Annotated in this window: 28 protein-coding genes; 15 read left to right on the top strand and 13 right to left on the bottom strand. The window is 70.9% G+C overall.

Annotated features, from left to right (window positions below):
- From AB0436_RS23480 to AB0436_RS23460, 5 genes are all read left to right on the top strand, one after another.
- Positions 1-1,425: an NAD(P)H-hydrate dehydratase gene (locus tag AB0436_RS23480; protein WP_366469904.1), complete on the top strand. Its 1,425-nt coding sequence runs from the start codon at positions 1-3 to the stop codon at positions 1,423-1,425.
- A 123-nt stretch (positions 1,426-1,548) separates the two neighbouring features.
- The gene (gene alr, locus AB0436_RS23475) at positions 1,549-2,754 is read left to right on the top strand and encodes an alanine racemase (RefSeq protein WP_366469903.1); all 1,206 of its coding nucleotides are present in this window, start codon (positions 1,549-1,551) and stop codon (positions 2,752-2,754) included.
- Positions 2,751-3,965, top strand: coding sequence for an alpha/beta hydrolase (locus AB0436_RS23470; protein ID WP_366469902.1), 1,215 nt, complete (start codon positions 2,751-2,753; stop codon positions 3,963-3,965). The genes alr and AB0436_RS23470 overlap by 4 nt, the downstream gene beginning before the upstream one ends.
- On the top strand, positions 3,940-4,461 hold the full coding sequence (gene tsaE / locus AB0436_RS23465; protein WP_366469901.1) for a tRNA (adenosine(37)-N6)-threonylcarbamoyltransferase complex ATPase subunit type 1 TsaE: 522 nt from the start codon (positions 3,940-3,942) through the stop codon (positions 4,459-4,461). The genes AB0436_RS23470 and tsaE overlap by 26 nt, the downstream gene beginning before the upstream one ends.
- Before the next feature lie 294 nt (positions 4,462-4,755).
- A complete protein-coding gene (locus AB0436_RS23460; protein ID WP_366470043.1) occupies positions 4,756-4,950 on the top strand; it encodes a hypothetical protein in 195 nt (64 codons plus the stop codon).
- A gap of 43 nt (positions 4,951-4,993) precedes the next feature.
- Here AB0436_RS23460 and AB0436_RS23455 read toward each other — a convergent pair whose 3' ends face one another.
- A complete protein-coding gene (locus AB0436_RS23455; RefSeq protein ID WP_366469900.1) occupies positions 4,994-5,554 on the bottom strand; it encodes a hypothetical protein in 561 nt (186 codons plus the stop codon).
- A 107-nt stretch (positions 5,555-5,661) separates the two neighbouring features.
- On the opposite strand from AB0436_RS23455, the gene tsaB reads away from it, so the two are divergent.
- The 6 genes from tsaB (at position 5,662) to AB0436_RS23425 (ending at position 9,471) form a co-directional block, all read left to right on the top strand.
- Entirely contained in the window at positions 5,662-6,321 is a 660-nt protein-coding gene (tsaB, locus tag AB0436_RS23450; protein WP_366469899.1) for a tRNA (adenosine(37)-N6)-threonylcarbamoyltransferase complex dimerization subunit type 1 TsaB, read from the top strand.
- Positions 6,322-6,356: 35 nt separating this feature from the next.
- The gene (gene rimI / locus AB0436_RS23445) at positions 6,357-6,866 is read left to right on the top strand and encodes a ribosomal protein S18-alanine N-acetyltransferase (RefSeq protein WP_366470042.1); all 510 of its coding nucleotides are present in this window, start codon (positions 6,357-6,359) and stop codon (positions 6,864-6,866) included.
- On the top strand, positions 6,859-7,968 hold the full coding sequence (gene tsaD, locus AB0436_RS23440; protein ID WP_366469898.1) for a tRNA (adenosine(37)-N6)-threonylcarbamoyltransferase complex transferase subunit TsaD: 1,110 nt from the start codon (positions 6,859-6,861) through the stop codon (positions 7,966-7,968). The genes rimI and tsaD overlap by 8 nt, the downstream gene beginning before the upstream one ends.
- Positions 7,965-8,222, top strand: coding sequence for a hypothetical protein (locus AB0436_RS23435; RefSeq protein WP_366469897.1), 258 nt, complete (start codon positions 7,965-7,967; stop codon positions 8,220-8,222). The genes tsaD and AB0436_RS23435 overlap by 4 nt, the downstream gene beginning before the upstream one ends.
- A 69-nt stretch (positions 8,223-8,291) precedes the next feature.
- The gene (locus tag AB0436_RS23430; protein WP_366469896.1) at positions 8,292-9,011 is read left to right on the top strand and encodes a hypothetical protein; all 720 of its coding nucleotides are present in this window, start codon (positions 8,292-8,294) and stop codon (positions 9,009-9,011) included.
- Positions 9,012-9,105: 94 nt separating this feature from the next.
- Positions 9,106-9,471 carry a hypothetical protein gene (locus AB0436_RS23425; protein ID WP_365851733.1) on the top strand — a complete coding sequence of 122 codons (366 nt, stop codon included), beginning with the start codon at positions 9,106-9,108 and terminating at the stop codon, positions 9,469-9,471.
- Here the strand turns inward: AB0436_RS23425 and AB0436_RS23420 are convergent.
- Positions 9,468-10,667, bottom strand: coding sequence for a class I SAM-dependent methyltransferase (locus AB0436_RS23420; RefSeq protein ID WP_366469895.1), 1,200 nt, complete (start codon positions 10,665-10,667; stop codon positions 9,468-9,470). The genes AB0436_RS23425 and AB0436_RS23420 overlap by 4 nt on opposite strands.
- Before the next feature lie 290 nt (positions 10,668-10,957).
- On the opposite strand from AB0436_RS23420, the gene groES reads away from it, so the two are divergent.
- Both groES and groL read left to right on the top strand, forming a co-directional pair.
- Positions 10,958-11,266: a co-chaperone GroES gene (gene groES, locus AB0436_RS23415; protein ID WP_328537177.1), complete on the top strand. Its 309-nt coding sequence runs from the start codon at positions 10,958-10,960 to the stop codon at positions 11,264-11,266.
- 113 nt (positions 11,267-11,379) lie between these two features.
- Positions 11,380-13,005 carry a chaperonin GroEL gene (gene groL / locus AB0436_RS23410; RefSeq protein WP_366469894.1) on the top strand — a complete coding sequence of 542 codons (1,626 nt, stop codon included), beginning with the start codon at positions 11,380-11,382 and terminating at the stop codon, positions 13,003-13,005.
- A 78-nt stretch (positions 13,006-13,083) separates the two neighbouring features.
- Here the strand turns inward: groL and AB0436_RS23405 are convergent, their stop codons facing one another.
- The 6 genes from AB0436_RS23405 to AB0436_RS23380 form a co-directional block, all read right to left on the bottom strand.
- Positions 13,084-13,779, bottom strand: a complete 696-nt coding sequence (locus AB0436_RS23405) for an ester cyclase (protein ID WP_366469893.1) — start codon at positions 13,777-13,779, stop codon at positions 13,084-13,086.
- A gap of 41 nt (positions 13,780-13,820) precedes the next feature.
- The gene (locus AB0436_RS23400) at positions 13,821-14,849 is read right to left on the bottom strand and encodes a hydroxyacid dehydrogenase (protein ID WP_366469892.1); all 1,029 of its coding nucleotides are present in this window, start codon (positions 14,847-14,849) and stop codon (positions 13,821-13,823) included.
- Positions 14,850-14,890: 41 nt separating this feature from the next.
- Entirely contained in the window at positions 14,891-15,748 is an 858-nt protein-coding gene (locus AB0436_RS23395) for a carbohydrate ABC transporter permease (protein WP_366469891.1), read from the bottom strand.
- The gene (locus tag AB0436_RS23390) at positions 15,745-16,632 is read right to left on the bottom strand and encodes a sugar ABC transporter permease (protein ID WP_366469890.1); all 888 of its coding nucleotides are present in this window, start codon (positions 16,630-16,632) and stop codon (positions 15,745-15,747) included. The genes AB0436_RS23395 and AB0436_RS23390 overlap by 4 nt, the downstream gene beginning before the upstream one ends.
- Before the next feature lie 5 nt (positions 16,633-16,637).
- On the bottom strand, positions 16,638-17,957 hold the full coding sequence (locus tag AB0436_RS23385; protein ID WP_366469889.1) for a sugar ABC transporter substrate-binding protein: 1,320 nt from the start codon (positions 17,955-17,957) through the stop codon (positions 16,638-16,640).
- Between the two features lie 128 nt (positions 17,958-18,085).
- Positions 18,086-19,201: a substrate-binding domain-containing protein gene (locus AB0436_RS23380; protein WP_366469888.1), complete on the bottom strand. Its 1,116-nt coding sequence runs from the start codon at positions 19,199-19,201 to the stop codon at positions 18,086-18,088.
- 214 nt (positions 19,202-19,415) lie between these two features.
- Between AB0436_RS23380 and AB0436_RS23375 the strand changes: the two genes are divergently transcribed.
- The gene (locus AB0436_RS23375) at positions 19,416-20,942 is read left to right on the top strand and encodes a right-handed parallel beta-helix repeat-containing protein (protein ID WP_366469887.1); all 1,527 of its coding nucleotides are present in this window, start codon (positions 19,416-19,418) and stop codon (positions 20,940-20,942) included.
- 33 nt (positions 20,943-20,975) lie between these two features.
- On the opposite strand, the gene AB0436_RS23370 is transcribed toward AB0436_RS23375, so the two are convergent.
- The 4 genes from AB0436_RS23370 to AB0436_RS23355 form a co-directional block, all read right to left on the bottom strand.
- Positions 20,976-21,749 (bottom strand): SDR family oxidoreductase, encoded by a 774-nt coding sequence (locus AB0436_RS23370; RefSeq protein WP_366469886.1) that lies wholly within the window; start codon positions 21,747-21,749, stop codon positions 20,976-20,978.
- A gap of 10 nt (positions 21,750-21,759) precedes the next feature.
- On the bottom strand, positions 21,760-22,227 hold the full coding sequence (locus AB0436_RS23365; RefSeq protein WP_366469885.1) for a multicopper oxidase domain-containing protein: 468 nt from the start codon (positions 22,225-22,227) through the stop codon (positions 21,760-21,762).
- Positions 22,167-22,466: a multicopper oxidase domain-containing protein gene (locus AB0436_RS23360; RefSeq protein ID WP_366469884.1), complete on the bottom strand. Its 300-nt coding sequence runs from the start codon at positions 22,464-22,466 to the stop codon at positions 22,167-22,169. Before AB0436_RS23360 ends, AB0436_RS23365 begins: the two co-directional genes overlap by 61 nt.
- A gap of 195 nt (positions 22,467-22,661) precedes the next feature.
- Positions 22,662-23,339, bottom strand: coding sequence for an MOSC domain-containing protein (locus tag AB0436_RS23355; protein ID WP_366469883.1), 678 nt, complete (start codon positions 23,337-23,339; stop codon positions 22,662-22,664).
- A gap of 80 nt (positions 23,340-23,419) precedes the next feature.
- Between AB0436_RS23355 and AB0436_RS23350 the strand changes: the two genes are divergently transcribed.
- Complete coding sequence (locus tag AB0436_RS23350) at positions 23,420-24,310, top strand: LysR family transcriptional regulator (RefSeq protein ID WP_366469881.1); 891 nt, start codon at positions 23,420-23,422, stop codon at positions 24,308-24,310.
- 117 nt (positions 24,311-24,427) lie between these two features.
- On the opposite strand, the gene AB0436_RS23345 is transcribed toward AB0436_RS23350, so the two are convergent.
- Positions 24,428-24,751 (bottom strand): WhiB family transcriptional regulator, encoded by a 324-nt coding sequence (locus tag AB0436_RS23345; RefSeq protein WP_365851724.1) that lies wholly within the window; start codon positions 24,749-24,751, stop codon positions 24,428-24,430.
- Positions 24,752-25,091 lie beyond the last annotated feature (340 nt).

Here is a 25,091-nt window from a genome sequence, read left to right as displayed (position 1 = left end):
ATGCGTATTGCTTACAGCGTGGAAACCGTACGGACCGCCGAGCGCGAGCTGATGGCGCGGCTGCCGGACGGAGCCCTGATGCAGCGGGCCGCCGCCGGGCTCGCCGCGGCCTGCGCCGACCTGCTGGGCCGGGTGTACGGCGCCCGGATCGTGCTGCTCGTCGGCAGCGGGGCCAACGGCGGGGACGCGCTGCACGCCGGCGCCCGGCTCGCCCGGCGCGGCGCCGGCGTGCGCGCCGTACTGCTCGACCCGGACCGGGCACACCCGGGCGGGCTGCGGGCGCTGCTCGCGGCCGGCGGGCGGGTCGACGACCCGTCGGTGATCCGCCGCGCCGACCTGGTCGTCGACGGAATCACCGGCATCGGCGGCCGCGGTGGGCTGCGTCCGGAGGCGGAGGCCGCGCTCTGGGCGATCCCGGACGCGGTGCCGGTGGTCGCTGTGGACCTGCCGAGCGGGGTGTCCGCCGACACCGGCGAGGTGGTGGGCGAGGCGGTGCGGGCCGACGCGACGGTGACGTTCGGTGCGTACAAGCCGGGGCTGCTCATCGACCCGGCCGCCGAGTACGCCGGAGCGGTGCGGCTCGTCGACATCGGGCTCGACCTGCCCGCGGTGCCCGAGCTGGAGGCGCTGCAGTACGCCGATGTGGCCGCACTGCTGCCGAAACCGGCGGCGGAGAGCGACAAGTACCGGCGCGGGGTGATCGGCATCGCCGCCGGGTCGGCGCGCTACCCGGGGGCCGCGGTGCTCGCGGTGGCGGGCGCGCTGCACGGCGGGGCGGGCGCCGTGCGCTACACGGGTCCGGCGGCCGACGCGGTGATCGCGCGCTTCCCGGAAACCCTGGTGCACAGCGGCCCGCCGTCCAAGGCGGGACGGGTGCAGGCATGGGTGGTCGGCCCCGGGATCGGCGACGACACCTCGGCGGTCGACGACGTACTGGCCTCCGACGTGCCCGTACTGGTCGACGCGGACGGGCTGCGGCTGCTGGACGCGGCGGCGGTACGGGACAGGCCGGCGCCGACGCTGCTCACCCCGCACGCCGGGGAGGCGGCCGCGCTGCTCGGGGTGTCCCGGGAGGAGGTCGAAGGGGCGCGGCTGGCGTCGGTGCGCGCCCTGGCGACACGGTACGGGGCGACGGTCCTGCTCAAGGGCTCGACCACGCTGGTCGCATCGCCGTCCGGTGACGTCCCGGTCCGGGTGAACCCGACCGGCACGCCCTGGCTGGCCACCGCGGGCAGCGGCGACGTGCTGTCCGGTCTCGCGGGCTCGCTGCTCGCGGCGGGCCTGGAGGCCAGGGATGCCGGGTCCGTGGCGGCCTACCTGCACGGGCTCGCGGCCCGGCAGGCGTCCGGCGGAGCGGGCGTGGCGGCGCAGGACGTGGCGGGCGGCATCGCGGGGGCCTGGCGGGACGTCTGCCGCGAACGGTGAGGCGGGTGCGGGTCCGTGCACGCGGGACGGTGCGGTGGGGCGGGCCCGGACGCGCGGGGTGCTGCGGGGTCAGCGCGTTGCCGTGGGTCTTCGTCGGCCTCGCTCTGAGAGACTGGGCCGGCGATGACTGAAACACCCATGCGAGTGCGCGCACCCCTGAGGGCGCGGGCCGAGATCGATCTGGCGGCGCTGCGCGCCAATGTTCACGCGCTGCGCGCCCGCGCGCCCCGGGCCCGGCTGATGGCCGTGGTCAAGGCCGACGCGTACGGGCACGGCATGGTGCCCTGCGCCAGGGCGGCGGTCCTGGCCGGGGCGGACTGGCTCGGCACCGCCACCCCGCAGGAAGCGCTGGCGCTGCGGGCGGCGGGGCTGCGGACTCGGCTGCTGTGCTGGCTGTGGACGCCGGGCGGGCCCTGGCGCGAGGCCATCGAGGCGGACATCGATGTCTCGGTGAGCGCCAGGTGGGCGCTCGACGAGGTGTGTGCCGCGGCTCGTGACTGCGGCCGCACCGCCAGGGTGCAGCTCAAGGCCGACACCGGCCTGGGCCGCGGCGGCTGCCAGCCCGCCGACTGGCCGGAACTGGTCGGTGCGGCGCTCGCGGCCGAGGCGGCCGGGCTGCTGCGGGTCACCGGACTCTGGTCGCACTACGCGTGCGCCGACGAGCCGGGCCATCCCTCGATCGCCGCACAGACCGCCCGGTTCGACGAGGCCGTGGCCCACGCGGAGAAGGCCGGGCTGCGGCCCGAGGTCCGGCACATCGCCAACTCGCCCGCCGTGCTGACGCTGCCGGAGTCGCAGTACGACCTGGTGCGTCCCGGTGTCGCCCTCTACGGCATCTCGCCGGTTCCGCAGCTCGGCAGCGCCGCCGACTTCGGGCTGCGTCCCGTGATGACCCTCAGCGCCCGCCTCGGCCTGGTCAAACACGTCCCCGCCGGGCACGGCGTCAGCTACGGGCACCACTACGTCACTTCGGCCCCGACCACCCTTGGCCTGGTGCCCCTCGGGTATGCGGACGGTATCCCGCGGCACGCTTCGGGTAAGGGTCCGGTGCTGGTCGGCGGCGCGTGGCGGCGGGTCGCGGGCCGGGTGGCGATGGATCAGTTCGTGGTGGACCTGGGCGGGGACGAGCCCGCACCGGGCGCGGAGGCCGTGCTGTTCGGCCCCGGCGACCGGGGCGAGCCGACCGCCGAGGACTGGGCGGTGGCCGCGGACACGATCGCGTACGAGATCGTCACCCGCATCGGTCCGCGGGTGGACCGGGTGTATGTCAACGAGGAGCCGGCAGACCCGGGCACCGGCCCGGACGGACCAGTGGGAGCGGCACGGTGAGCGAGAGCACCAGCATGGAGGTGGCCGAGGCCGTGGCGACAGGCGTCGGCTGGCGCCGGGCCGGCAGCTTCGCCGGCGCCGCCATCGGGGTGCTCGCGGCGGGTGCGGCAGCGGGTGTGGCGGTCGAACGGATGACCGTCGGCCGCGGTATGCGCCGGAAGGCACGGCTGGCGCTGGACGCATCGGGTCCGTACGGCTCGCTGCGCGGCGTCCCCGGCCGGGCCCTCGCCGACGACGGCACCGCGATCCACTACGAGGTCGACGACGTCGCCCCGGCGGCCTCGGGCACCGGCAAGCGCAAGCGTTTCGGCCGCAGGGCCGGCCTGCCGGTCACCGTCGTCTTCTCGCACGGCTACTGCCTCGGCCAGGACGCCTGGCACTTCCAGCGCGCCGCTCTGCGCGGCGTCGTCCGCAGCGTGCACTGGGACCAGCGCAGCCACGGGCGTTCACAGCGCGGCCTGGCGCAGGCCGCCGGTGCACCGATCACCATCGATCAGCTCGGCCGCGACCTGAAGGCCGTCATCGACGTGGCGGCGCCCGAGGGGCCCCTGGTGCTGGTGGGGCACTCGATGGGCGGCATGACGATGATGGCGCTCGGCGACCAGTACCCCGAGCTGGTACGGGACCGGGTCGTCGCGGCGGCCTTCGTCGGCACGTCCTGCGGGCGGCTCGGCGAGGTGAGCTTCGGACTGCCGGTGGCCGGGGTGAACGCGGTACGGCGGGTGCTTCCCGGCGTACTCAGGGCGCTCGGCTCGCAGAGCGAGCTGGTGGAGCGGGGGCGGCGGGCCACCGCCGATCTGTTCGCCGGTGTGATCAAGCGCTACTCCTTCGGCTCGAAGGACGTCGACCCGGCGGTGGCCCGGTTCGCCGAGCGGCTGATCGAGGCGACCCCGATCGATGTGGTCGCGGAGTTCTACCCGGCCTTCACCGACCACGACAAGTCCCAGGCGCTGGCCACGGTCTTCGCGGAGGTGCCGGCGCTGGTCCTGGCGGGCGACGGCGACCTGGTGACGCCGAGTGCACACAGCGAGGCGATCGCCGCGCTGCTGCCCGAGGCGGAGCTGGTCATCGTCCCCGACTCCGGGCACCTGGTCATGCTCGAACACCCCGAGGCCGTGACGGCCGGACTCCTCGCGCTCCTCGCCCGGGTGGGCGCGGTGCCGGCAGACGCTAACGTTGGCATGCATGGAAGCGCACACCCCGGCAGCTGACGCCGCTGCCCCCTTCGTCACCCGTCTGACCGTCGACTCCCCGGAACGTATGCAGGACCTCGGCCGCCGGCTGGCCGCGCTGCTGCGCCCCGGTGACCTGGTGATGCTCTCCGGCGCACTCGGCGCGGGCAAGACGACCCTCACCCGAGGCCTGGGCGAAGGCCTCGGCGTACGCGGCGCGGTCACCTCGCCGACCTTCGTGATCGCCCGGGTCCATCCGCCGCTGGGCGACGGCCCCGCGCTGGTCCACGTCGACGCGTATCGCCTGGGCGGCGGGCTCGACGAGATGGAGGACCTCGACCTGGACGTCTCGCTGCCCGACTCGGTCATCGTGGTCGAGTGGGGGGACGGGAAGGTCGAGGACCTGTCGCAGGACCGCCTGCGGGTGCTCATCGAGCGCGCGGTCGGCGCCACGGACGATGAGCGCCGGGTGGTGACGGTGAGCGGAATGGGAACCCGCTGGCGCCACGAACCGCTCGCCGACCTCGGGGGGTAGCTGCCCGGCCGCGGGCCGAACGGGTGGCCTCAATCGCCGGCCGGGCTGGTTTTTGCCGGGCTCGGCCTATCGCGCCGGCACAGACGGTTACCGACCGACGATGGGGCAAATCCAGCCCCTCCGGCGATTGAGGAGCGGGGTCCGGGGCGGAGCCCCAGCACGCCGCATGCGCGGCCCGTACTTTCCGACAAGCCGTCGGTAAGGTGTTGCACGGATCCCACCATGCGTGGTCACATGGAGGCCAAGACCTGGTTAGGTCTGCCTAACCACGCCGAGGAGATCGAGGAGGCAGCCATGTCCGCGTCGGACCCCGAAGCGCAGTCGCCGTCCCCCCTGCCGCTGCGTGATCTGCCGATGGGCGATCTGCCGATGAGTGACCTGCTCGCCTCTTGCGCCGCGGCCGACGCCGTGTCGAGGCCCCCGCGCGCCCCCGAGAAGGAGCCCGAGGCCGCCACCGCGACACCCGGGCGGCAGCGCGACGCGGCCTGACCCGTCGTCCGTACGGGTGACCCGCGGCCGGCCGACCACCGGGTCAGGGAACGACGACGACCTTCGTGCCGATCGTCGCGAGCGTCCACAGCGCGTTGCCGTCCGCCCGCTTCATCCGGATGCCCCCGGTCTTGAGCTTCGGGCTCGGGTTGGCCATCGAGTTGTTGCGTGCCGCGCTGAAGCCGACCGTCACCCCGTCGACCGTCGCGAACCGCACCACATGCTCGACGGGCACCCCGTCCGAGCCGATGACGCTCCCCGAGCGGGAGCTCACCCGGTAGGAGCCCGGTTTCGGATCGACCGCGCTCGGCATGACCGCGAAGGTCTTCACCTCCGAGCCGTTCACCAGCCACACCCGCTTCAGTGACAGCGCGTAGACGAGCCGGGTGCCGGTGCCCGAATGCGGCGGCAGCGCACGGGTGTCCGAGGAGCCCGGCTTGCCCGCGGCGCCCGACGAGTCGGACGAGGCCGAGGCCGAGGTGGACGGCTTGGCGGAGCCGAGATCGGCGGGGGCGTTCGCCGATGCCTGGTAGGCGAGGAACCCGACCGCGGCCATGGCCGCGGCGGTGAGCCCGGCCACGATTCCCGAGCTGCTCCTGGACACCTGGCGCTCCCGACTTCTCGTACGTACGAATTCTCGGTGACGTTAGCAGCAGGCGGCTGACCGGACGGGGCGCCGTGCCCCCGCCGTGGGAGCCGTAGGCTGTTTGTGTGCTCCTGCTTGCCGTTGATACCGCCACCCCCGCCGTGACCGCCGCTCTCCATGACGGCGCGTCCGTCGTCGCCGAGTCCAGCCGGACGGACGCCCGCCGCCACGGTGAACTACTGCTGCCCGCCGTCGACCGGGTGCTCGCCGAAGCCGGGGCGAAACTCGACGCCGTCACCGGCATCGTCGTCGGCGTCGGCCCGGGCCCGTACACCGGACTGCGGGTCGGCCTGGTGACGGCCGCCACCTTCGGGTCGGTGCTCGGGGTGCCGGTGTACGGGCTGTGCACGCTGGACGGCCTCGCCCACGTCGCCGGTCTCGACCGCCCTTTCGTGGTCGCCACGGACGCCCGGCGCAAGGAGGTCTACTGGGCGCGGTACGACGGCTCCCGCAACCGCCTGGGCGAGCCCGCGGTCGACCGTCCCGCCGAGATCGCGGAGCAGGTCGCGGGACTGCCCGCGGTCGGAGCCGGCGCGCTGCTCTACCCGGACACCTTCCCGGACGCGCGCGCCCCCGAGCACGTGTCGGCCGGGGCGCTCGGCGCGCTGGCCGCCGAGAAGCTGGCGCAGGGTCAGGAGGGCGATTTCCTGCCCGTCGCCCCGCTCTACCTGCGGCGCCCCGACGCGCAGGTGCCGAAGAACTACAAGGTGGTCACCCCGCAGTGATCCGGGCCACTCCCACGACCGCCGTACTGCGCGAAATGCGCTGGTGGGACATTGCAGCCGTACTGGAGCTCGAACACGAGCTGTTCCCCGACGACGCCTGGTCCGAGGGCATGTTCTGGTCCGAACTCGCCCACGCGCGCGGGCCCGGAGCGACCCGGCGCTACGTGGTCGCGGAGGCCGACGGCCGGATCGTCGGATACGCCGGGCTGGCCGCCGTCGGCGATGAGGCGGACGTCCAGACCATCGCATCGGCCCGCGACCGATGGGGCAGCGGCCTCGGCGCCGAACTGCTCACCGACCTGCTCAAGCACGCCACCGCCTTCGAATGCGCGGTAGTCCTCCTGGAGGTGCGGGTCGACAACCTCCGCGCCCAGAAGCTCTACGAGCGCTTCGGCTTCGAACCCATCGGCTTCCGCCGCGGCTACTACCAGCCCGGCAACGTGGACGCGCTCGTGATGCGCCTCGAACCGGGCCGGGACCCGGGCCCGGAAACCGGGCCCGGAAGCGGCCTCGCACAAGGAACAGAGACAGAGACCCATGGCTGACGAACCCCTGGTACTCGGTATCGAGACCTCCTGCGACGAGACGGGCGTCGGCATCGTCCGCGGTACGACGCTGCTCGCGGACGCCGTGGCGTCCAGCGTCGACACCCACGCCCGGTTCGGCGGCGTGGTGCCGGAGATCGCCTCACGGGCGCACCTGGAGGCGATGGTCCCGACCATCGAGCGTGCGCTGAAGGACGCCGGAGTCGGCGCGAGGGACCTCGACGGGATCGCGGTCACGGCGGGACCGGGCCTGGCGGGCGCGCTGCTGGTCGGCGTGTCGGCGGCCAAGGCCTACGCCTACGCGCTGGGCAAGCCGCTGTACGGCGTGAACCATCTGGCCTCGCACATCTGCGTCGACCAGCTGGAGCACGGCCCGCTGCCGGAGCCGACGATGGCGCTGCTCGTGTCGGGCGGCCACTCCTCGCTGCTGCTCGCCCCCGACATCACCTCGGACGTCCGCCCGCTGGGCGCGACCATCGACGACGCGGCGGGCGAGGCCTTCGACAAGATCGCCCGGGTGCTGGATCTCGGCTTCCCCGGCGGCCCGGTCATCGACCGGCTCGCCCGGGAGGGCGACCCGGCGGCGATCGCGTTCCCGCGCGGTCTCACCGGCTCGCGCGACGCGGCGTACGACTTCTCCTTCTCCGGCCTGAAGACGTCGGTGGCGCGCTGGATCGAGGCGAAGCGCGCGGCCGGCGAGGAGGTCCCGGTGCGGGACGTCGCGGCCTCATTCCAGGAGGCGGTCGTCGACGTACTCACCCGCAAGGCCGTCCGGGCCTGCCGGGACCAGGGCGTGGACCACCTGATGATCGGCGGCGGCGTCGCCGCCAACTCCCGGCTCCGGGCGCTGGCCCAGGAACGCTGCGAGCGGGCCGGCGTCCGGCTGCGGGTACCGCGCCCCGGGCTCTGCACGGACAACGGCGCGATGGTGGCGGCACTCGGCGCGGAGATGGTGGCCAGGAACCGGGCGGCGTCGGACTGGGACCTGTCGGCGGACTCGTCGCTGCCGGTGACCGAGACACACGTACCGGGCGAGTCGCACACCCCCGCCCCCACTCACGACCACGTGCACGAGGTCAGCAAGGACAACCTCTACTCATGACGGTCGCGCTGATGTGGGAGGCCCGCGCGGCGGACGGCCGGGGCGCCGAACTGCTGGACTGGGCGCGGGCCCAGATCCTCGTACCGGCGCCGGCCCGCCGCGAGTACCTGCGCGCCCCGCAGGACCGGGTGCTCGTGCTGACCTGGTGGAACGCTCCCTACGACGCGGACCTGCCGGAACTCCCCGAACCGGCACCGGAACTGATCACCCGGGCCGTGCACCGCTGGCGCTTCGAGTCGGTCGCGGTCGATTAGCGGGCGGCCCCGGCCCGGCCGCGCGTAGCCTGAGAAGCGCGGGGTGCGAGCCCGGGGGAGGAGCGGCAATTGACGCGGGACGACCGGCGAGCGCGCACGCCGGCACAGGCGCGGAGGGCCGGGTGGGGATCCGAACCCCTGGACCCGGCAGACCGGGACGCCCTGGCTCAGCGGTCGCTGGCCGCGCTGCGGGCCCGGTGCCCCGGCTCGCGGGCGGAGCTGCGCGGCTCGCTCGCCCGGGAAACGGCGGATCCGTACAGCGACATCGACCTCGCCTGGATCGTTCCCGACGCAGATTTCGACGACTGCGCAGCAGGGGCCGCCGCCTGTCTCGGACAGGTGCGGGAGGTGGTCTCGGTGCGCAGCGACCCCGAGCTGCAGCGGTCGAGCAAGCGACGCCTGCTCTTCGTGAACTTCCGGGACCTGCCGCTCTTCTGGCGCGTCGACCTGGAGATCTCCGCGGAGTCGGTCGCGGACGACCCGGCGTACGACCGCGACAACCCGCTGGCGCGCGGCGACGACTGGTCGGCGGCCGCCAGCGCGCTCGCCAATGCGGTGGCCGCCGTCAAGGCGGTGCTGCGCCAACGGCCGGACACCGCATGGGGGTTGCTGGAGCGCGGCCTGCGGCGGGTCGGCGCTCCGGATGCGGTGACCGGGCGGTGGCAGGAGGACGTCGTACGGCTCACCGATGCGGCCGTTCGGCAGGAGCCTGCCCAGCGCCCCCTCGCCGACCGGGTCGTAAGGCTCGCCACCGACCTGCTGCCCCCCGGCCGCCGGGCGAGCGACTGAACCGGGGCGGGGGGCCGGCCCGCGGACTGCGGATCATCGCGGCACTGCGCGTAACCTGGGGCGAGGATCGCGTGCCAGGGGGAAGGGGCGGCAAGTGGACTGGTTCTGGTGGGTATTCATCTTCTTCATGGTCGGCGGCTTCGGCTGGGTCGCCGACCAGGGGCGCACCGCACTGCGCACCCGGCACGAGCGCCGGATGGAGCGGCTGGAGACCGCGGAGCGGGAGCGCAGGGAGATCGAGGCGGCGCACAAGCCGCCCGAGCCGATCTGCGGCTGCACGCATCATCTCGCCAAGCACGACCGGCAGGGCAAATGCCACGAGACGGTCGAGGTGCCGACGGCCTGGGACGAGAACAAGAAGCCGCTGAGCTTCGAGCCGGGCGTCTGCAACTGCCAGCAATACGTGGGGCCGCAGCCGCTCTCCCAGGTGTACGCGGACGATCTCACCGACCTGGCCTAGGACCAACCAGCCCGGGGTCCGCCTGGCTTCGCCACGGGTGCCCCGATCAGCATGGCCGGCGCGCCCGCGACCCGGGTCAGGAAGACCGTCGCCGCGTGGGGCCCCCTGGGTTTCACCCGGCGGCGCACCTCCTCCGGCTCGACCGCCGAACCGCGCTTCTTGACGGTCAGGCTGCCGACCTCCCGCTCACGCAGCAGCGCCTTCAGCTTCTTGAGGCCGAAGGGGAGTTCGTCGGTGATCTCGTACGCGGTCGCGTACGGTGTGGCGCGCAGCTCGTCCGCCGTGATGTAGGCGATCGTCTCGTCGATCAGCCCGCCGTCGAGCTCTTCGGCGACCTCGGCGACCAGGTGCGCCCGGATGACGGCGCCGTCCGGTTCGTAGAGGTACCGGCCGACCTTGCGGGGCGCGGGATCGGGCAGGCCGCGTCCGGTGAGGCTCGCACCGGACGGCAGCAGGGTGGCGCGGCGCAGTCCCGGCCGGGTACCGAACCAGAGCACCGCCTCCTTGACGTCACCGCCGTCGGAGATCCACTCGGCCTCGGCGGCCCGGTGGATCATCTCGTGCGGGATTCCCGGCGCGATCTTGATGGCCCCGGTCGCCGCATGCACGGCGCCCACCGCCCAGGAGAGCGGCGGGGAGTACGCCTCGGGGTCGAAGATCCGGCCCCGTCCGCCACGCCGGGCCGGGTCGACGAAGACCGCGTCGTACGGGCCGGTGTCGATGTCCGCGACGTCCGCGCACCGGACCTCGATCGACTCGCCCAGGTCCAGTGCCTCCGCGTTGGCCCGTGTCACCGCGGCCGTCAGCGGATCACGGTCGACCGCGAGCACGGAGATCCCGGCCCGGGCCATCGCGACCGCGTCTCCGCCGATGCCGCAGCAGAGATCGGCCACCCCGCGCACGCCCAGTGCCGAGAGACGCCCGGCCCGGTAGTCGGCGACGGACTTACGGGTGGCCTGCTCGACCCCGTGCGGAGTGAAGAACATCCGGTACGCGTCGTCCGCGCCGAACTTCGCCACCGCCCGCTGCCGCAGCCGCGCCTGGGCGAGCGCGGCCGAGACCAGCTCGGTGGGGTGCGAGCGGCGCAGCCGGGTGGCGACGGCCAGTTCCTGCGCCGGGTCGAAGTCCCGCAACGAGTCGAGCAGGGCGGAGCCCTCGGCGGTGAGCAGGAGCGAGAAGGCGTCGAGGTCGGTCACCCGTCAAGTGTCTCAGCGCCGGTGGAGCCCGCTCGGCTCGGCGTGCAGAACCAGGCGGCAAGCGGTTCCACGCCATGCCGAAAGGGTGCTGACGCGGCGACACCGACGGGCGGCATTGGCACTCCGCTTGACCGAGTGCTAATCGCCGTCCTAGTCTCAGTTCTGGCACTCCCCACGGGAGAGTGCCAAACATGGCGACGGGCCGGTCCGGCACCCGCGACGACGGATTCATCCGGTCGCCACCTCAAACAAGTTCACCCCGTGAGATCTCCGAAGGGGGAGACCGGATCGTGTCGACAACCAGCTCCAAGGTTGCCATTAAGCCGCTCGAGGACCGCATTGTGGTCCAGCCGCTCGACGCCGAGCAGACCACGGCCTCCGGCCTGGTCATTCCGGACACCGCCAAGGAGAAGCCCCAGGAGGGCGTCGTCCTGGCCGTGGGCCCGGGCCGCTTCGAGAACGGCGAGCGTCTTCCGCTCGACGTCAAGACCGGCGATGTCGTGCTGTACAGCAAGTACGGCGGCACCGAGGTGAAGTACAACAGCGAGGAGTACCTCGTGCTCTCGGCTCGCGACGTGCTCGCGATCATCGAGAAGTAATTCACCTGCGCGTTTCCTGATCTGCGCCCCTGGCTCCGCATCTGCTGTGTTCGCACACCGAGTGGCGGGCGCCGGGGGCGCAGTTCGTTTTTTGAGAGGACTGAATCAGCTCCATGGCGAAGATCCTGAAGTTCGACGAGGACGCCCGTCGCGCCCTCGAGCGCGGCGTCAACAAGCTTGCCGACACGGTCAAGGTGACGATCGGCCCCAAGGGCCGCAACGTCGTCATCGACAAGAAGTTCGGCGCCCCCACCATCACCAACGACGGCGTCACGATCGCCCGTGAGGTCGAGCTCGACGACCCGTACGAGAACCTCGGCGCCCAGCTGGTGAAGGAGGTGGCGACCAAGACCAACGACATCGCGGGTGACGGCACCACCACCGCGACCGTGCTGGCCCAGGCGCTGGTCCGCGAGGGCCTGCGCAACGTCGCTGCCGGCGCTTCGCCCGCCTCCCTGAAGAAGGGCATCGACGCCGCGGTCAAGGCCGTGTCCGACGAGCTGCTCGCGACCGCCCGTCCCATCGACGACAAGGCCGACATCGCCGCCGTCGCCGGGCTCTCCGCGCAGGACAAGCAGGTCGGTGAGCTCATCGCCGAGGCGATGGACAAGGTCGGCAAGGACGGTGTCATCACCGTCGAGGAGTCCAACACCTTCGGCCTGGAGCTCGACTTCACCGAGGGCATGGCCTTCGACAAGGGTTACCTCTCGCCGTACATGGTGACCGACCAGGAGCGTATGGAGGCCGTCCTCGACGACCCGTACATCCTGATCCACCAGGGCAAGATCGGTTCGATCCAGGACCTGCTGCCGCTGCTCGAGAAGGTCATCCAGGCCGGCAGCTCCAAGCCGCTGCTGATCATCGCCGAGGACGTCGAGGGCGAGGCCCTGTCGACCCTGGTCGTGAACAAGATCCGCGGCACGTTCAACGCCGTCGCGGTCAAGGCCCCCGGATTCGGCGACCGCCGCAAGGCGATGCTCGGCGACATGGCCACCCTCACCGGTGCCACGGTCATCGCCGAGGAGGTCGGCCTCAAGCTCGACCAGGCCGGTCTGGACGTACTCGGCTCCGCCCGCCGCGTCACGATCACCAAGGACGACACGGTCATCGTCGACGGCGCCGGCAAGGCCGACGAGGTCCAGGGCCGCGTCAACCAGATCAAGGCCGAGATCGAGTCCACGGACTCCGACTGGGACCGCGAGAAGCTCCAGGAGCGCCTCGCGAAGCTGGCCGGCGGCGTGTGTGTGATCAAGGTCGGCGCCGCCACCGAGGTGGAGCTCAAGGAGAAGAAGCACCGCCTGGAGGACGCCATCTCCGCGACCCGCGCCGCGGTCGAGGAGGGCATCGTCTCCGGTGGTGGCTCCGCTCTGGTGCACGCCGGGAAGGTCCTCGAAGGCTCCCTCGGCAAGGAGGGCGACGAGGCCACCGGTGTCGCCGTCGTCCGCCGCGCCGTCGTCGAGCCGCTGCGCTGGATCGCGGAGAACGCGGGCCTCGAGGGCTACGTCATCACCGCGAAGGTCGCCGAGCTCGGCAAGGGCGAGGGCTTCAACGCCGCGACCAGCGAGTACGGCGACCTGGTGAAGGCCGGCGTCATCGACCCGGTCAAGGTCACCCGCTCGGCGCTGGAGAACGCCGCGTCGATCGCTTCGCTGCTGCTCACGACCGAGACCCTGGTCGTCGAGAAGCCGGCCGAGGAGGAGCCCGAGGCCGCCGGCCACGGCCACGGCCACTCGCACTGAGGCCTGGCCGCACCGGCTGACAAGCCGCAGAAGGCCCCTGTCCTCCACCCTCGGGTGGAGGACAGGGGCCTTCTGCGATCAGCCGAGCGCGCCGAGCTGACGCATCAGGCCCAGCACATCGTGGTGCCACCAGCCTTCCTGGATCTTGCCGTCCTTGAACCGGAAGATCGTGGTGCCCGTCATCGTGCACTGCTTGCCCGTGGGGGCGATGCCCATGAAGTCGCCCTTGTGGATGCCGGTCAAGGTCCACAGCGTCGCGACGTCGTCCCCCTCGCAGATCTGCCGGTCCAGGCTGACGGTGAAGTCGAAGGCAGAACGCCATCTGCTGACATCGCTTCGCAGACCGTCGCACCCGATCACGGTGTCCTCTTCCTTCAGGATGTCGTGGTCGGCATAGTCGGCCGCGAACACCTCGTCGATGGCGTCGAGATTGCCGCCTGCGGCAATCTCATGGAAGAACCGACGTGACAGCTCTTGGTTCAACTGTTCGTCGCGCACCACATCGAGGTCGGTGAAGGTGGGCGTTCCGTCGCAGAGCTCCACCATTTCCTGGAAGATCCGGTCGGTCTCCGGCAGCTTGGAGTTCGCCACCGCCTCTTCGTACGACGGAAATTCGACGATCTCGACGTAGTGTGCGCCGTCGGAGCGGTCCTTGCCGATCAGACTGTGGGTGGCGGTCCGCCTGCCCTTGGTCTGTTCGACCCATTGGTCCATGAGGCGGTCCATGTCGTCGAACCGCTCGGTCTTGCAGTCGACTACTTGTACGAATTTCATGGCATCTCCCGGTCTCACGATTTGAGTGGGATAGTCCCAGTCTAGGCGGATCGGGTCAGGTCCGTAGGCAGCACCGGATCCGCGAAGGGCCGACCACGCGCATACCGCTCGAGCTCGTCCAGCGCCTGGTCGGCCATCCGGTGCAGCTCTCCGCCGAGCGATCCCGCGACATGGGGCGTGAGCAGGACGTTCGGCAGGTCGTACAGCGGTGACCCGGCGGCCGGGGTCTCGGGCTCCGTCACATCGAGCACGGCGTGCAGGCGGCCGCTCGCCAGCTCGGGCAACAGCGCCGACTCGTCGATCAGCGAACCGCGCGCGGTGTTGATCAGCGTCGCACCGTCCGGCATCGCGGCCAGTTGACGGACGCCGATCATGTGCCGGGTCGCCGGCAGTTGCGGTGCGTGCACGGTGACGATGTCGCTGCCGGCGCACAACTCGTCAAGCCCGGCCGGCCGCACACCGAGGGCGCGCGCCTCGGCGACGTCGACGTACGGGTCGTAGAGCAGCACCCGCAGGTCGAAGGGGCGCAGCAGTTCGATCAGTCGGCGGCCGATCCGGGACGCGCCGACGACGCCGACGGTGCGACGGTAGTTGCCCGCGCCGTCCAGTTCGTCCCGCCAGTCGTGCTCGCCGCGCACCGCGCGGTACCGGTGCGCGGATTGCAGGACGCGCTTGTTGGCCAGCAGGATGGCCGCAAGGGTGTATTCGGCGACCGGCAGCGCATTGGCCGCGGCCGCCGATGTGACGGTGATGCCGCGCTCCCAGCAGGCGTCGGTGATGTGGTGCTTGACCGATCCCGCCGCGTGGACCACGGCGCGCAGCCGCGGAGCGGCATCCAGGATCCGGGGGGTCAGCCGGGTGGCACCCCAGCAGGTGAAGAGCACCTCGGCCCCGGCAAGGGCCGCGGCGACCTCCGGGGCGGGGTCCGCCAGGTCGTGGGCGACCAGTCGGCTGTCCGTACGCGCCAGGGCGGTGAGCCGGACGTGGTGGCGCTCGGCGAACAGCCGCTCCACGATGCCCGGAGCCATCGCCAGCAGGACGTCCGGCTGCTTGTCAGTGGCGTGGTGCATGGTGGGTCCCGTACTCCTTAGCGGTACTCCTCGGCGAGGTGTCATTTGACGCTTCCGGCGGTCAGACCGGCCTTCCAGTGCCGCTGCAGGGAGACGAAGGCGACGATCAGGGGGATGACAGCGAGCAGGGAGCCGGTGACGACGAGCGGATAGAAGCTCGGTTCGGCGTGGGTGTTGGTGTTCCAGGAGTACAACCCGAGGCTCAGCGGGAAGAGGTCACGGTCGGAGAGCATGACCAGCGGGAGGAAGAAGTTGTTCCAGATCGCGGTGAACTGGAAGAGGAAGACGGTCACGAACCCCGGCATCACCATGGGCAGACCGATCGACCAGAACGTGCGCAGCTCGCCGGCCCCGTCGATGCGGGCGGCCTCCAGCGCCTCGTTCGGGATATAGCCGGCGCTGAAGACCCGCGCGAGGTAGACGCCGAAGGGGTTGACCAGGACCGGGATCAGCACCGACCAGTAGGTGTTGACGATGCCGATCTTGCTGGCCAGCAGATACATCGGCAGAGCCAGCGCGGTGGTGGGCACCAGCACGCCGAGCAGTACGAGTCCGAACAGCTTCTCCTTCCCCCGGAACTCGTACTTGTCGAAGGCGTACCCGGCCGCGACACAGATCAGTGAGCAGAGGACGGCGCCGACCCCCGCGTACAGCAGGCTGTTCCCGTACCAGCGGAAGTAGACACCGTCACCGTAGGAGGCCAGGCCGGAGAGGTTCTCACCGAGGTTGAAGCCCTGGAAGGAGAAGGCGTTGCCGGAGAGCAGTCCGCCGGTGTCCTTGGTGGCGGCGGTGACCAGCCAGATGAGCGGGAAGAGCATGTAGACGACGGCGAGGAGCAGTGCACCGTTGACCGCGGTCTTCGACAGCCAGGGGTTGCCCGGTGCCGGGCGGGTAGTCATGCGTTCTTCCCCTTGCGGCCGGTGAAGCGGGTGACCGCGAACGACAGCAGCGCGGCGGCGAGAGCGAGCAGTACGGAGGCGGAAGCCGCGAGCCCGTAGTCGTTGCGGGAGAAGGCCGCGGTGTACGCGTACATGTTCGGGGTCCAGGTGGAGGAGACGGCGGATCCGGCACCGCTGTTGAGGATCAGCGGCTCGGTGAACAACTGGAGCGAGCCGATGACGGTGAACAGCGCGACCATCACGACGGAGGCGCGGATCAGCGGAAGCTTGACGCTGAGGGCGATGCGCCAGCCACCGGCACCGTCCACCGTGGCCGCTTCGAGAACGGAGCGGTCGATGGCCTGCAGAGCGGCGTAGAAGATCATCATGTTGTAGCCCAGCCACTCCCACAGCGCGATGTTGACCACCGACGGGAGGGCACCCGATGAGGAGAAGAAGCTGAAGCCGATGCCGCCGGAGCGCATCGCGGAGACCACCGGGCTCAGTCCGGGCGTGTAGAGGTAGACCCAGATCAGCGCCGCGATGATGCCGGGCACGGCGTGCGGCAGGAAGAGCGCGAGCTGGAAGAAGCGTTTGGCGCGAGCCAAGGCGGAGTCCAGGAGCAGCGCCAGGGCGAGGGCTCCGCAGACCATCAGCGGGATGTAGCTGACGCAGTATCCGATAAGGACGCCGAAGCCGTCGCGGAACGCCCGGTCACCCAGCGCCGCCGCATAGTTGTCGAGACCCGAGAACACGGACTCGGAGCCGCCGAAGCCCAGCCCCGACTGTTTCTCGGTGAAGAGGCTGAGCCAGACCGCGTATCCGATCGGCACCAGCATCACAGCGGTGAACAGCACGTAGAACGGGGTCAGCAGAATCGCGGCGGCGCGGGTGCGGGCCTTCATACCGGTCAGCCCTCGACCTTCAGGCCGCGCTTCTTCAGTTCCTGGACGGTCGCGTCATGACCGGCCTTGACCGACCCCCGGATGGTGGACCCGCCACTGGCGACCTTGCCGAACTGGTCCTTGATCGCGGTGTTCGTGGTGCCCGTCGCCGGACCCCAGGTCCAGCCCTGCTTGATCGAGGCAGCCGCGGTGCCGAAGAGCCGGTAGATGTCCTGGCCCCCGTAGAACGAGGCGTCGAAGGCCTTCTTCGCGGCGGGCAGCAGCTCGGTCGCGGCCGGATAGGCGCTCGAACTGCCCGAGGCGATACGGGCCTTGATGCCGTCCTGGGTGGTCGACATCCAGGTGGCGAACTCGATGGCGGCGTTGGCGTGCTTGCTGCCCTTGGTCACCGCCCAGGTGGAACCGCCGAGCATGCCGCTGGCGGCCTGCCCGTCCCAGGTCGGCATCGGGGCGATGGCCCACTTCCCGCTCTGCTCGGGCAGCGTGGACTTCAGGACGCCGGCCCCCCAGGCCGCGCCGAGGTAGCCGATGGTGCCGCCGCTCTTCAGGGAGTTGGTCCACTCTGGGCTGAAGGAGGCCTGCGAACGGACCAGGCCGTCCTTGACCAGGCCCTGCCAGTAGTCGGCGACCTTGTCGGTGGCGGGGTCCGTGGTGTTGATCTTCCAGGTGTCCCCGTCGGCCTTGAACCACTGCGCGCCGGCCTGCCAGGCCATCGCCTCGAAGGTGGTCGGATCGTCCGGGAAGAAGGTACCGATCCTGGCCTTGCCGTCGGCCTTCTTGATCTTTTCGGCGGCCTTGCGGAAGTCGTCCCAGGTCTTGGGGACCGCGACGCCGTACTTGGCGAACAGGTCCTTGCGGTAGTAGAAGGCCTGCGGCGACGCGTCGAACGGAACGGCCCAGTTCTTACCGCCCAAGGTCGTCTGCTCGACTGCCTGCGGCAGGAACTTCTTCTTGAGGTCGTCGGTCAGGTAGCTGCTGATGTCCTGGAGCGCGCCCTGGCTGACGTACTCGGGCAGTTGCGGGTACTCGATGGAGACCAGGTCGGGGGCGTTGCCCGCCTTGACCGCGTTGGAGATCTTGGCGTAGCCGCCGGCGTTGCCGGACGGGATCTCCTCGTACTTCACCTGGACGTTCCTGTGCGAGGCGTTGAAGGCGTCCACGGTCTCCTTGGAGCCCTTGGCCCAGCCCCAGAAGGTGACGGTGACCGGCTTGCCGGCGGTGCCTTTCGCGGAGTCGTCACCGCTGCCGCCACAGGCCGTGAGGACGGCCAGGGCGGTGGCGGCGCCGACTATGGAAAGGGTCGTTCTGCTCCGATTGCGGCTCACAGCGGGCTCCTGAGCTAGCGGCGACATTGGCGTTGGCCGTGATCCTTGGCCCCGCAATGACCGAAGTCAAGAGCGAAAGATTGAATGATCGAAAAAAGATCAGAGTGTTACCGAATATGTGGCAGGCTTCAGCGCGTTATCCGCGTCGGTGCGGGGGCGCCGCAGGAGGCCCGCACATGCAGCCGGGGGAGCAGCGCGAGATGCTGCCCCGGCTCTTCGCCGCTCGCCGCCGTCCCCAGCCGTTCGGTCCCCAGCCGTTCGATCAGCAACCGGGCGCCGTGCAGCCCGACATGGCGTTTGGGCGGGGCCACCGCGGTGAGCGGTGTGTCGGCGAGCGCGGCCACCTCGTCGTCGTAGGCCACCAGGGCCAGGTCCTCCGGCACCCGCACCCCGAGCTCGGCCAGCCGCTGTACGAGATGGATCGCGTCCACGTCGTTGTGGACCAGGACCGACGTCACCCGCCCCGAGGTCACGGCTGTCTGCACCTCCCGCACCGCTTCCTCGAACCGCCCGGGGTCCAGTTCGGCCGGCGCCGAATCGATCACCCGATGCGGCCGGTCGAGACCCAGCGCGCCCAGCGCCTCCTCGTACCCGGCCCGCACCGCGAGCGCCGTCGGGCTGTCGCTGCGCGCCACCAGCAGCGGCGCCCGGTGACCGAGGCCGACCAGATGGCGCACGGCGAGCAGCACCCCGTGGCGGTGGTCCGAGCACACCCGGTCCAGGTCGTCCAGCGCACTGCCCGGTGCGGGCTGCCGTTCCAGCAGTACGGACGGCACCGGCAACTCGGCCATCCAGTCCCCGTACGCCGCCTGATCGCCCGGCGCCTGCCAGCCCGGCGCGATCAGCAGCCCCTCGGCGCCCGCGGCGAGCAGTCCCTCGGTGCGGGCCTTGTCCTCCGCGGGGCGGTAGTCGGAGATCCGCAGGATCAACCGGGCCCCCGCGCTCGCCGCCGCCTCGTGCGCCCCTCTGATCACCTCGGCGAAGTAGTACGTGGCCGAGGGGGCGAGCAGCCCGAGGACCGGGCCGCCGCCGGCCGCGGGCGTACCCGGCCCGGCGGAGGACGGCCAGGAGACCGAACCGTGCACCCGGTCGAGCAGACCGCGTTCGGCCAGCGCCTCGACGTCCCGCCGGACCGTGACGGGCGAGACCCCGAGCCGGGAGGCCAGGTCGGAGACCCGGGCCGAACCGCGCTCCCGTACCAGGGCCAGCAGGCGGTCGTGACGTTCGGCAGCACTTTCGCGCACGGTGGCGATCCCCTCGGGCTGTGGTGGCTCGGCTGGTCGGATCCTACGGCCGGACCCTAATGCAGGCTGATCGAATGATGGAAGTTTCGATCATTCATCACTCATCCATTGACGTTCGAACATTCCTCGGTCCACGATTCCGGCGCATACGACTCACAGCGCTACGTGACCGGCAGGACAGCGCCGCCGCCTTTCCGCAACTCCCGGAGGACTCATGAGACACAGCCGTACGCACGCCGCTCTGGCCGCCGCCTCCCTCGCCGCGCTCGCGGCGACCGCACTGGCCGTCCCGGCCCGGGCGGCTGACCGGCACGGTGCCGACTTCCACGTCGACTGCTCGGCCACCGCCCCGGGCGACGGTTCCGAGCAGCACCCCTGGACCACCCTCGACCAGGCCAACGCCCACGTGTACGGCCCCGGCGACCGGCTCGTCCTCAAGCGGGGTACGACCTGCACGGGCACCCTGGCCCCGAAGGGGTCCGGGTCCGCCCGCGAGCCCTTCACCATCGCCGACTACGGCCGGGACAAGGAACGCGCCGTGGTCGACGGTGCCGGAGCGCACGACGCCGTACTCCTCTCCAACACACAGCACGTCCGGCTGACCGCCCTGGAGATCACCAACGCCGCGAACCCCGGCAGCGAACGCAACGCCGTCCGGCTGCGCCTCACCGACTACGGCACCGCCCACGGCTTCGAGATCGACCACCTCTACATCCACGACGTACGCGGCGGTGACGCCAAGACCCTCACCGGTTCCAGCGCCATTCACATCGGCGTCGAGGGCACGGCCAGAGCGAGCCGCTACGACGGCCTGGACATCCACCACAATCGCATCGAGGACGTCGACCGCGAAGGCATCTACTTCAAGTCGACCTTCTCCAAACGGGACCTGGTCGGCAACCAGCAGGACCCGAACGCCTATCCGGGGGCCTGGACGCCTTCCACCCGGGTCCATGTCCACCACAACACGCTGACATCGATCGGCGGGGACGGGATGAAGCTGGACACCACCAGCGGTGCCCGGGTCGACCACAACCGCGTCGACGGCTTCCAGCTCCGTTCGCCCTCGGCCAACGCCGGCATCTGGACCTTCAACACCGACGACACGACGATCGAGTACAACGAGGTCTCCGGTGGCGGGAACAGCCACGACGGCATGTCCTTCGACGCGGACGGTGCCTCCAGCCACACGGTCTTCCAGTACAACTACAGCCACGACAACAAGGGCGGCTTCCTGCTGGTCTGCCCGTACAGCGGGGCGAAGACGGTCGACACCGTCGCCCGCTACAACGTCAGCCACAACGACGGCGCGCGGCTGGTCCAGAACTGCTGGGGACCGATCCTGAACACCCAGATCTACAACAACACCTTCTCCAACAAGGAGCAGATCCCCGCGAAGCTGGTGGAGGACGCCGCGGCGGCCACCACCCAGCACGAACTGACCTTTCGCAACAACATCTTCGCGAGCCGGGGCGCCGGCGGCTACGCGTACGACGTGACCATTCCGACCATCAGCTTCGACCACAACGCCTTCTACGGCATCGGCTCGCCGGTGGCCGATCCCGGCGGCATCACCGCCGACCCGCTGCTCCGCGACGACTTCCGGCTGGCCGGCGGCTCACCCGCGCTCGGCGCCGGGACCGCCGTCGCGGACAACGGAGGGAAGGACTACTTCGGCAACCGGCTGACTCCCGGCACACCCAACATCGGTGCCTACGCGGGCCGTGGCATCAGCCGATAACCACGGGCTGCTGCGGCTCGCTGCTGCGGCTCGCTACTGGGGCCCGTACTTGCGGCCTGTCTTGGAGGTGATCCCTCCGAGCAGGCCGCGCGGCGCGAGTTTCGCCGCCCCCATCAGCACCTTGTACCGCGGGTCCGGAATCGACACCGACTTGCCCCGGGCCAGATCCGCCAGCGCCGCCGCGACCAGCTTGTCGGCGTCCAGCCACATCCACCCCGGGATACCGTCGGTTCCCATTCCGGCCCGCTCGTGGAACTCGGTACGGACGAAGCCGGGGCACAGTGCCATCATCCGCACCCCCGACCCGGCCAGATCCTTCGCCGCGCCCTGGGTGAACTGCACGACCCACGCCTTCGATGCCCCGTACGTGCCGCGCGGCAGGAACGCGGCCACCGACGCCACGTTCACCACCCCGCCGCGCCCGCGCGACCGCATCCCGGGGACCGCCGCGGCGGTCAGCCGCAGCACCGCCTCGCAGTGCACCTTGAGCATGGTCAGCTCGTCGGCCATGGGCACGTCCAGGAAGCGGCCCTTGTTGCCGAAGCCGGCGTTGTTGACCAGCAGATCGACCACGTTCCGGGGGTCCGCGAGGCGCTTCTCGACGGCCGCGATCCCGTTGTCCGTGGCGAGGTCCGCGGTCAGCACCTCCGCTTCGATGCCGTGCCGGTCGTGCAGCTCGGTCGCTTGATCACGCAGCCGTTCGGTGTCCCGGGCGACCAGGACGAGGTTGTGGCCGTCCGTGGCCAGCCGCCGCGCGAAGGCGGCTCCGATTCCGGCGGTCGAGCCCGTGATCAGTGCAGTCGTCATGAGCGGAACGTTAGTGCCCCGCGTGGCCACCCGAGTGACCGGCGGCGTGGTCGGTGACGCGTCCCGCCTGCTGCCCCTTGTCGACCACCACGAACTGCCCCACCATCCCGTGGTCCTCATGGTCGAGCAGATGGCGGTGGTACGTGTACGGATGGTCGGGATCGGACGGTCCGTCGAAGCGCACCGCGATCTTCACCGTCGCACCGAGCGGCATGGCGATGGTGTCCTTCGGCCCGCGCAGCACCGGTTCCGGCTCCTTCCCGTTGACCGACAGGATCCTGAACTGCACATCGTGGACATGGAAGTTGTGTGTCATGTCACCGCCGTTGTGCAGCGTCCACACCTCGGTGGCGCCCCGGGTGACCACCTCGTCGATCCGGCTCATGGACATCTTCTTGCCGTTGATCCCCGACCGCTTCAGATCGAAGTACCGTCCGCGCACCGCGTCCTTCGGACCCGGCAGCTCCGGCTTGCCCATCTTCCTCGGCCGCCCGCATTGGCCCCCGGCTGCACCATCTGGTGCGGACCGCCGTCCATCTTCGCGGGCAGATGCATACCGTGCCAGTGCACGGGGGATGCCTCGTCGAGGGTGTTCCTGACCCGCAACTCGACCTTCTCGCCGCGCTTCGCGCGCAGGGTCGGCCCCAGGTAACTGCCGTTGAAGCCCCAGGTGGGTGTCCTGGCCCCCGACGTGAACGCGGTCGTACCCGCCTGCATGCGCAGATCGAAGACCCGGGTGCCGTCCTTCCGCACCGTCGACGCGGCCCGACGAGCACCGCAAGCACCGAGCCGAAGATGATCAGTACCCGTTTGAGGCGTCCATGCCCCTGGTCTTGGCCATGGCGCCAATCCTCCTTCGGCAGGCCCCTGTTCGGCGTCGGGCAGATCCCTGACAAGCCCCCTGAGCGAACCCTAGGAGTGCCTCCCGGTCCCTTGTTCGCTGTACTGGCGTGCCACGGCCAGCAGGTCGGGTTCCATCCACTCCGCGGCGACCAGCGTGCGCGGCAGCAGTTCACGCTCCGTGGTCGCCGCCCGGAACAGCAGCGCCACCGTGATGTCGTGGTCGGGCCGGCGGACCACCTCGATCGGGTCGCCGGCGCTGAACTCACCCGTCTCGATCACCCGCAGCAGCGCACCCGGCGCCCCGGCCTGCGTGAAGCGCCTGACCCAGCCCTTCTCGCCGAGGTGGCCCTGGAACGTACGGCAGGGGATCCGGCCGCCGGTGACCTCCAGCACCACCTCGGGGCCGACCCGCCAACGCTCACCGATCAGAGCGCCGCTCACATCGACGCCGCTGGTGGTGAGGTTCTCGGCGAACGAGCCGTCGGCGAGCGGGCGCCCGAGCTGCCGCTCCCAGTCGTCGAGGTCCTCCCTCGCGAAGGCGTACACGGCCCGCCCCTCGCCGCCGTGGAACCGCAGATCGCAGACCGCGTCCCCCACGACTCCGCCGGCTGCCACGCCCTTGGGACCCGGCTTGAACACCCGTACCGGTCCGTCGACCGGGCGTTTGTCGACGCCGGTGAGGCCGCCCTCGGCATCCGTGTAATCGGCGCGCTTCGCCCGCCCCACATTCACTGACAGAAGCTTCATACCGGCAGGCTAGAGGGGCTGCTGCCCAAGCCACAAAGCAATAATCGCCGCTTGCCCCAAGGGTCTCTTATGCTCGCCTCATGATCGAGGCCCGCCATCTCCGTGTCCTGCGCGCAGTCGCCGCCACCGGTTCCTTCTCGGCGGCCGCCCGTGAACTGGGCTGCACCCAGCCGGCGGTCAGTCAGCAGATGAAGGCGCTGGAGGCTTCATCGGGCACCACGCTGCTGGTCCGGACGGGCCGGGAAATGCGGCTGACCGAGGCGGGCGACGCCCTGGTGCGGCACGCGGCGGGCATCCTCGCCGGGCTGACGGCCGCGGAGGAGGAGGTCGCCGCCATCGCCGGGCTGCGGTCCGGCCGGGTACGGCTGGTGTCCTTCCCCAGCGGCAGTTCGACACTGGTCCCTGCCGCGCTCGCCGCCCTGCGCGCCGCGCATCCGGGGACCCGGGTCTCGCTCGTCGAGGCGGAGCCGCCGCGCTCCGTCGACATGCTGCGCGAGGGTGACTGCGACGTGGCACTCGCCTTCCGGTACGGAGCGGCCACCGGCGAATGGGACGACCTGGTCGTGCGTCCGCTGCTCACCGACCGCATGGTCGGCCTGGTGCCCGAGGGCCACCGGTTCGCCGGTGCGGGCGCCATCGGGGTGGCCGACCTGGCCGGCGAGTCCTGGATCGCGGGCTGCCCGCGCTGCCGCCGCCAGTTGGTCGAGGTCTGCGAGAGCGCGGGATTCACGCCGCGGATCGACTTCGCGACCGACGACTACCCCGCGGTGATCGGGCTGGTCGGCGCGGGTCTCGGCGTCGCCGTCCTGCCGGAGCTCGCCATCGGGACGGTGCGCCGCAGAGGCACCAGCGTGGTGCCGGTCGAGCCCGCCGTGCAGCGGGAGATCGTCGCGCTGACGCTGCCGGACCTGGCCCGGGTACCGGCGGTGGCGGCGACACTGGACCGGCTTGCCGGGGTCGCCGCACGCTGACGGGGCGTCGAGTCGTGGATGTCGTCGAGTCCTGGATGCCGGGCGCTCGGGGCTCGCGGGCCGGGAGGCCTGGCCTGCGGGAACGTTTCTGCTGCGAGGTGGGCGACCGCGGGTCCGTCAGCCGGGGCCCGAGCCGTTGGGGGTCGCGGCGGCGATCAGCCGGTTGCGGGCCCGTCCCATGAGTTCCTCGCGCTCGTCCTCGGTCAGCCCGCCCCACACCCCGTACGGTTCCCGCACGGCGAGCGCGTGGGCCGCGCATTCGGCGCGGACCGGGCACCGCATGCAGACCTCCTTGGCCGAGGCTTCGCGGGCGCTGCGGGCCGCGCCCCGTTCGCCCTCCGGGTGGAAGAACAGCGAGCTGTCCACCCCGCGGCAGGCCGCGAGGAGTTGCCAGTCCCACAGGTCGGCGTTGGGTCCGGGAAGGCGGGAGAAATCTGCCATTGCTTGTCCCCTTGAAGCCGTTGTCAGGCGGGGGCGGTGACGTCGACCGTGCCCCGCGACGGTACATCCGCGATGTAAGTAGATGTAAATATGACTCATTACGAATCTAGTCACATACGCGGGCGAAACGGAAGAAAAGCAGCTGAATGGGTCATGTCTGGCCAATAACCCCAGGTGACGCGCATGGCTCTCCTCCGCAACCGACTCCTCACGTAGAGTGCTGAAGGCGGCCGTCCGGCCCGTAACTCTTTCGAGTGACCGTCGTTGAGAGTGCGTGGGCGGTTGAAACAACAAGCGCTCGGGCACATGTCCGAGAGGCGTCGACCGCACAGGTGACGAT

Source organism: Streptomyces sp. NPDC051322, assembly GCF_040689485.1.
Taxonomy (GTDB): Bacteria; Actinomycetota; Actinomycetes; order Streptomycetales; family Streptomycetaceae; genus Streptomyces.
The sequence above is the reverse complement of the archived record's forward strand: the minus strand, read 5'-3'. Positions and strand labels throughout refer to the sequence as shown.

Excerpts from the sequence above, each read along its gene's own strand:
- AB0436_RS23345 (WP_365851724.1), bottom strand. The coding sequence starts at position 24,751 with ATGGCAGATTTCTCCCGCCTTCCCGGACCCAACGCCGACCTGTGGGAC.
- rimI (WP_366470042.1), top strand. The coding sequence starts at position 6,357 with ATGCGCTGGTGGGACATTGCAGCCGTACTGGAGCTCGAACACGAGCTG.
- AB0436_RS23375 (WP_366469887.1), top strand. The coding sequence starts at position 19,416 with ATGAGACACAGCCGTACGCACGCCGCTCTGGCCGCCGCCTCCCTCGCC.
- AB0436_RS23435 (WP_366469897.1), top strand. The coding sequence starts at position 7,965 with ATGACGGTCGCGCTGATGTGGGAGGCCCGCGCGGCGGACGGCCGGGGC.
- tsaD (WP_366469898.1), top strand. The coding sequence starts at position 6,859 with ATGGCTGACGAACCCCTGGTACTCGGTATCGAGACCTCCTGCGACGAG.
- AB0436_RS23350 (WP_366469881.1), top strand. The coding sequence starts at position 23,420 with ATGATCGAGGCCCGCCATCTCCGTGTCCTGCGCGCAGTCGCCGCCACC.
- AB0436_RS23460 (WP_366470043.1), top strand. The coding sequence starts at position 4,756 with ATGTCCGCGTCGGACCCCGAAGCGCAGTCGCCGTCCCCCCTGCCGCTG.
- AB0436_RS23370 (WP_366469886.1), bottom strand. The coding sequence starts at position 21,749 with ATGACGACTGCACTGATCACGGGCTCGACCGCCGGAATCGGAGCCGCC.
- AB0436_RS23355 (WP_366469883.1), bottom strand. The coding sequence starts at position 23,339 with ATGAAGCTTCTGTCAGTGAATGTGGGGCGGGCGAAGCGCGCCGATTAC.
- AB0436_RS23405 (WP_366469893.1), bottom strand. The coding sequence starts at position 13,779 with ATGAAATTCGTACAAGTAGTCGACTGCAAGACCGAGCGGTTCGACGAC.
- groL (WP_366469894.1), top strand. The coding sequence starts at position 11,380 with ATGGCGAAGATCCTGAAGTTCGACGAGGACGCCCGTCGCGCCCTCGAG.
- AB0436_RS23365 (WP_366469885.1), bottom strand. The coding sequence starts at position 22,227 with ATGGGCAAGCCGGAGCTGCCGGGTCCGAAGGACGCGGTGCGCGGACGG.
- alr (WP_366469903.1), top strand. The coding sequence starts at position 1,549 with ATGACTGAAACACCCATGCGAGTGCGCGCACCCCTGAGGGCGCGGGCC.
- AB0436_RS23390 (WP_366469890.1), bottom strand. The coding sequence starts at position 16,632 with ATGAAGGCCCGCACCCGCGCCGCCGCGATTCTGCTGACCCCGTTCTAC.
- AB0436_RS23360 (WP_366469884.1), bottom strand. The coding sequence starts at position 22,466 with ATGCAGGCGGGTACGACCGCGTTCACGTCGGGGGCCAGGACACCCACC.
- AB0436_RS23395 (WP_366469891.1), bottom strand. The coding sequence starts at position 15,748 with ATGACTACCCGCCCGGCACCGGGCAACCCCTGGCTGTCGAAGACCGCG.
- tsaE (WP_366469901.1), top strand. The coding sequence starts at position 3,940 with ATGGAAGCGCACACCCCGGCAGCTGACGCCGCTGCCCCCTTCGTCACC.
- AB0436_RS23400 (WP_366469892.1), bottom strand. The coding sequence starts at position 14,849 with ATGCACCACGCCACTGACAAGCAGCCGGACGTCCTGCTGGCGATGGCT.
- AB0436_RS23480 (WP_366469904.1), top strand. The coding sequence starts at position 1 with ATGCGTATTGCTTACAGCGTGGAAACCGTACGGACCGCCGAGCGCGAG.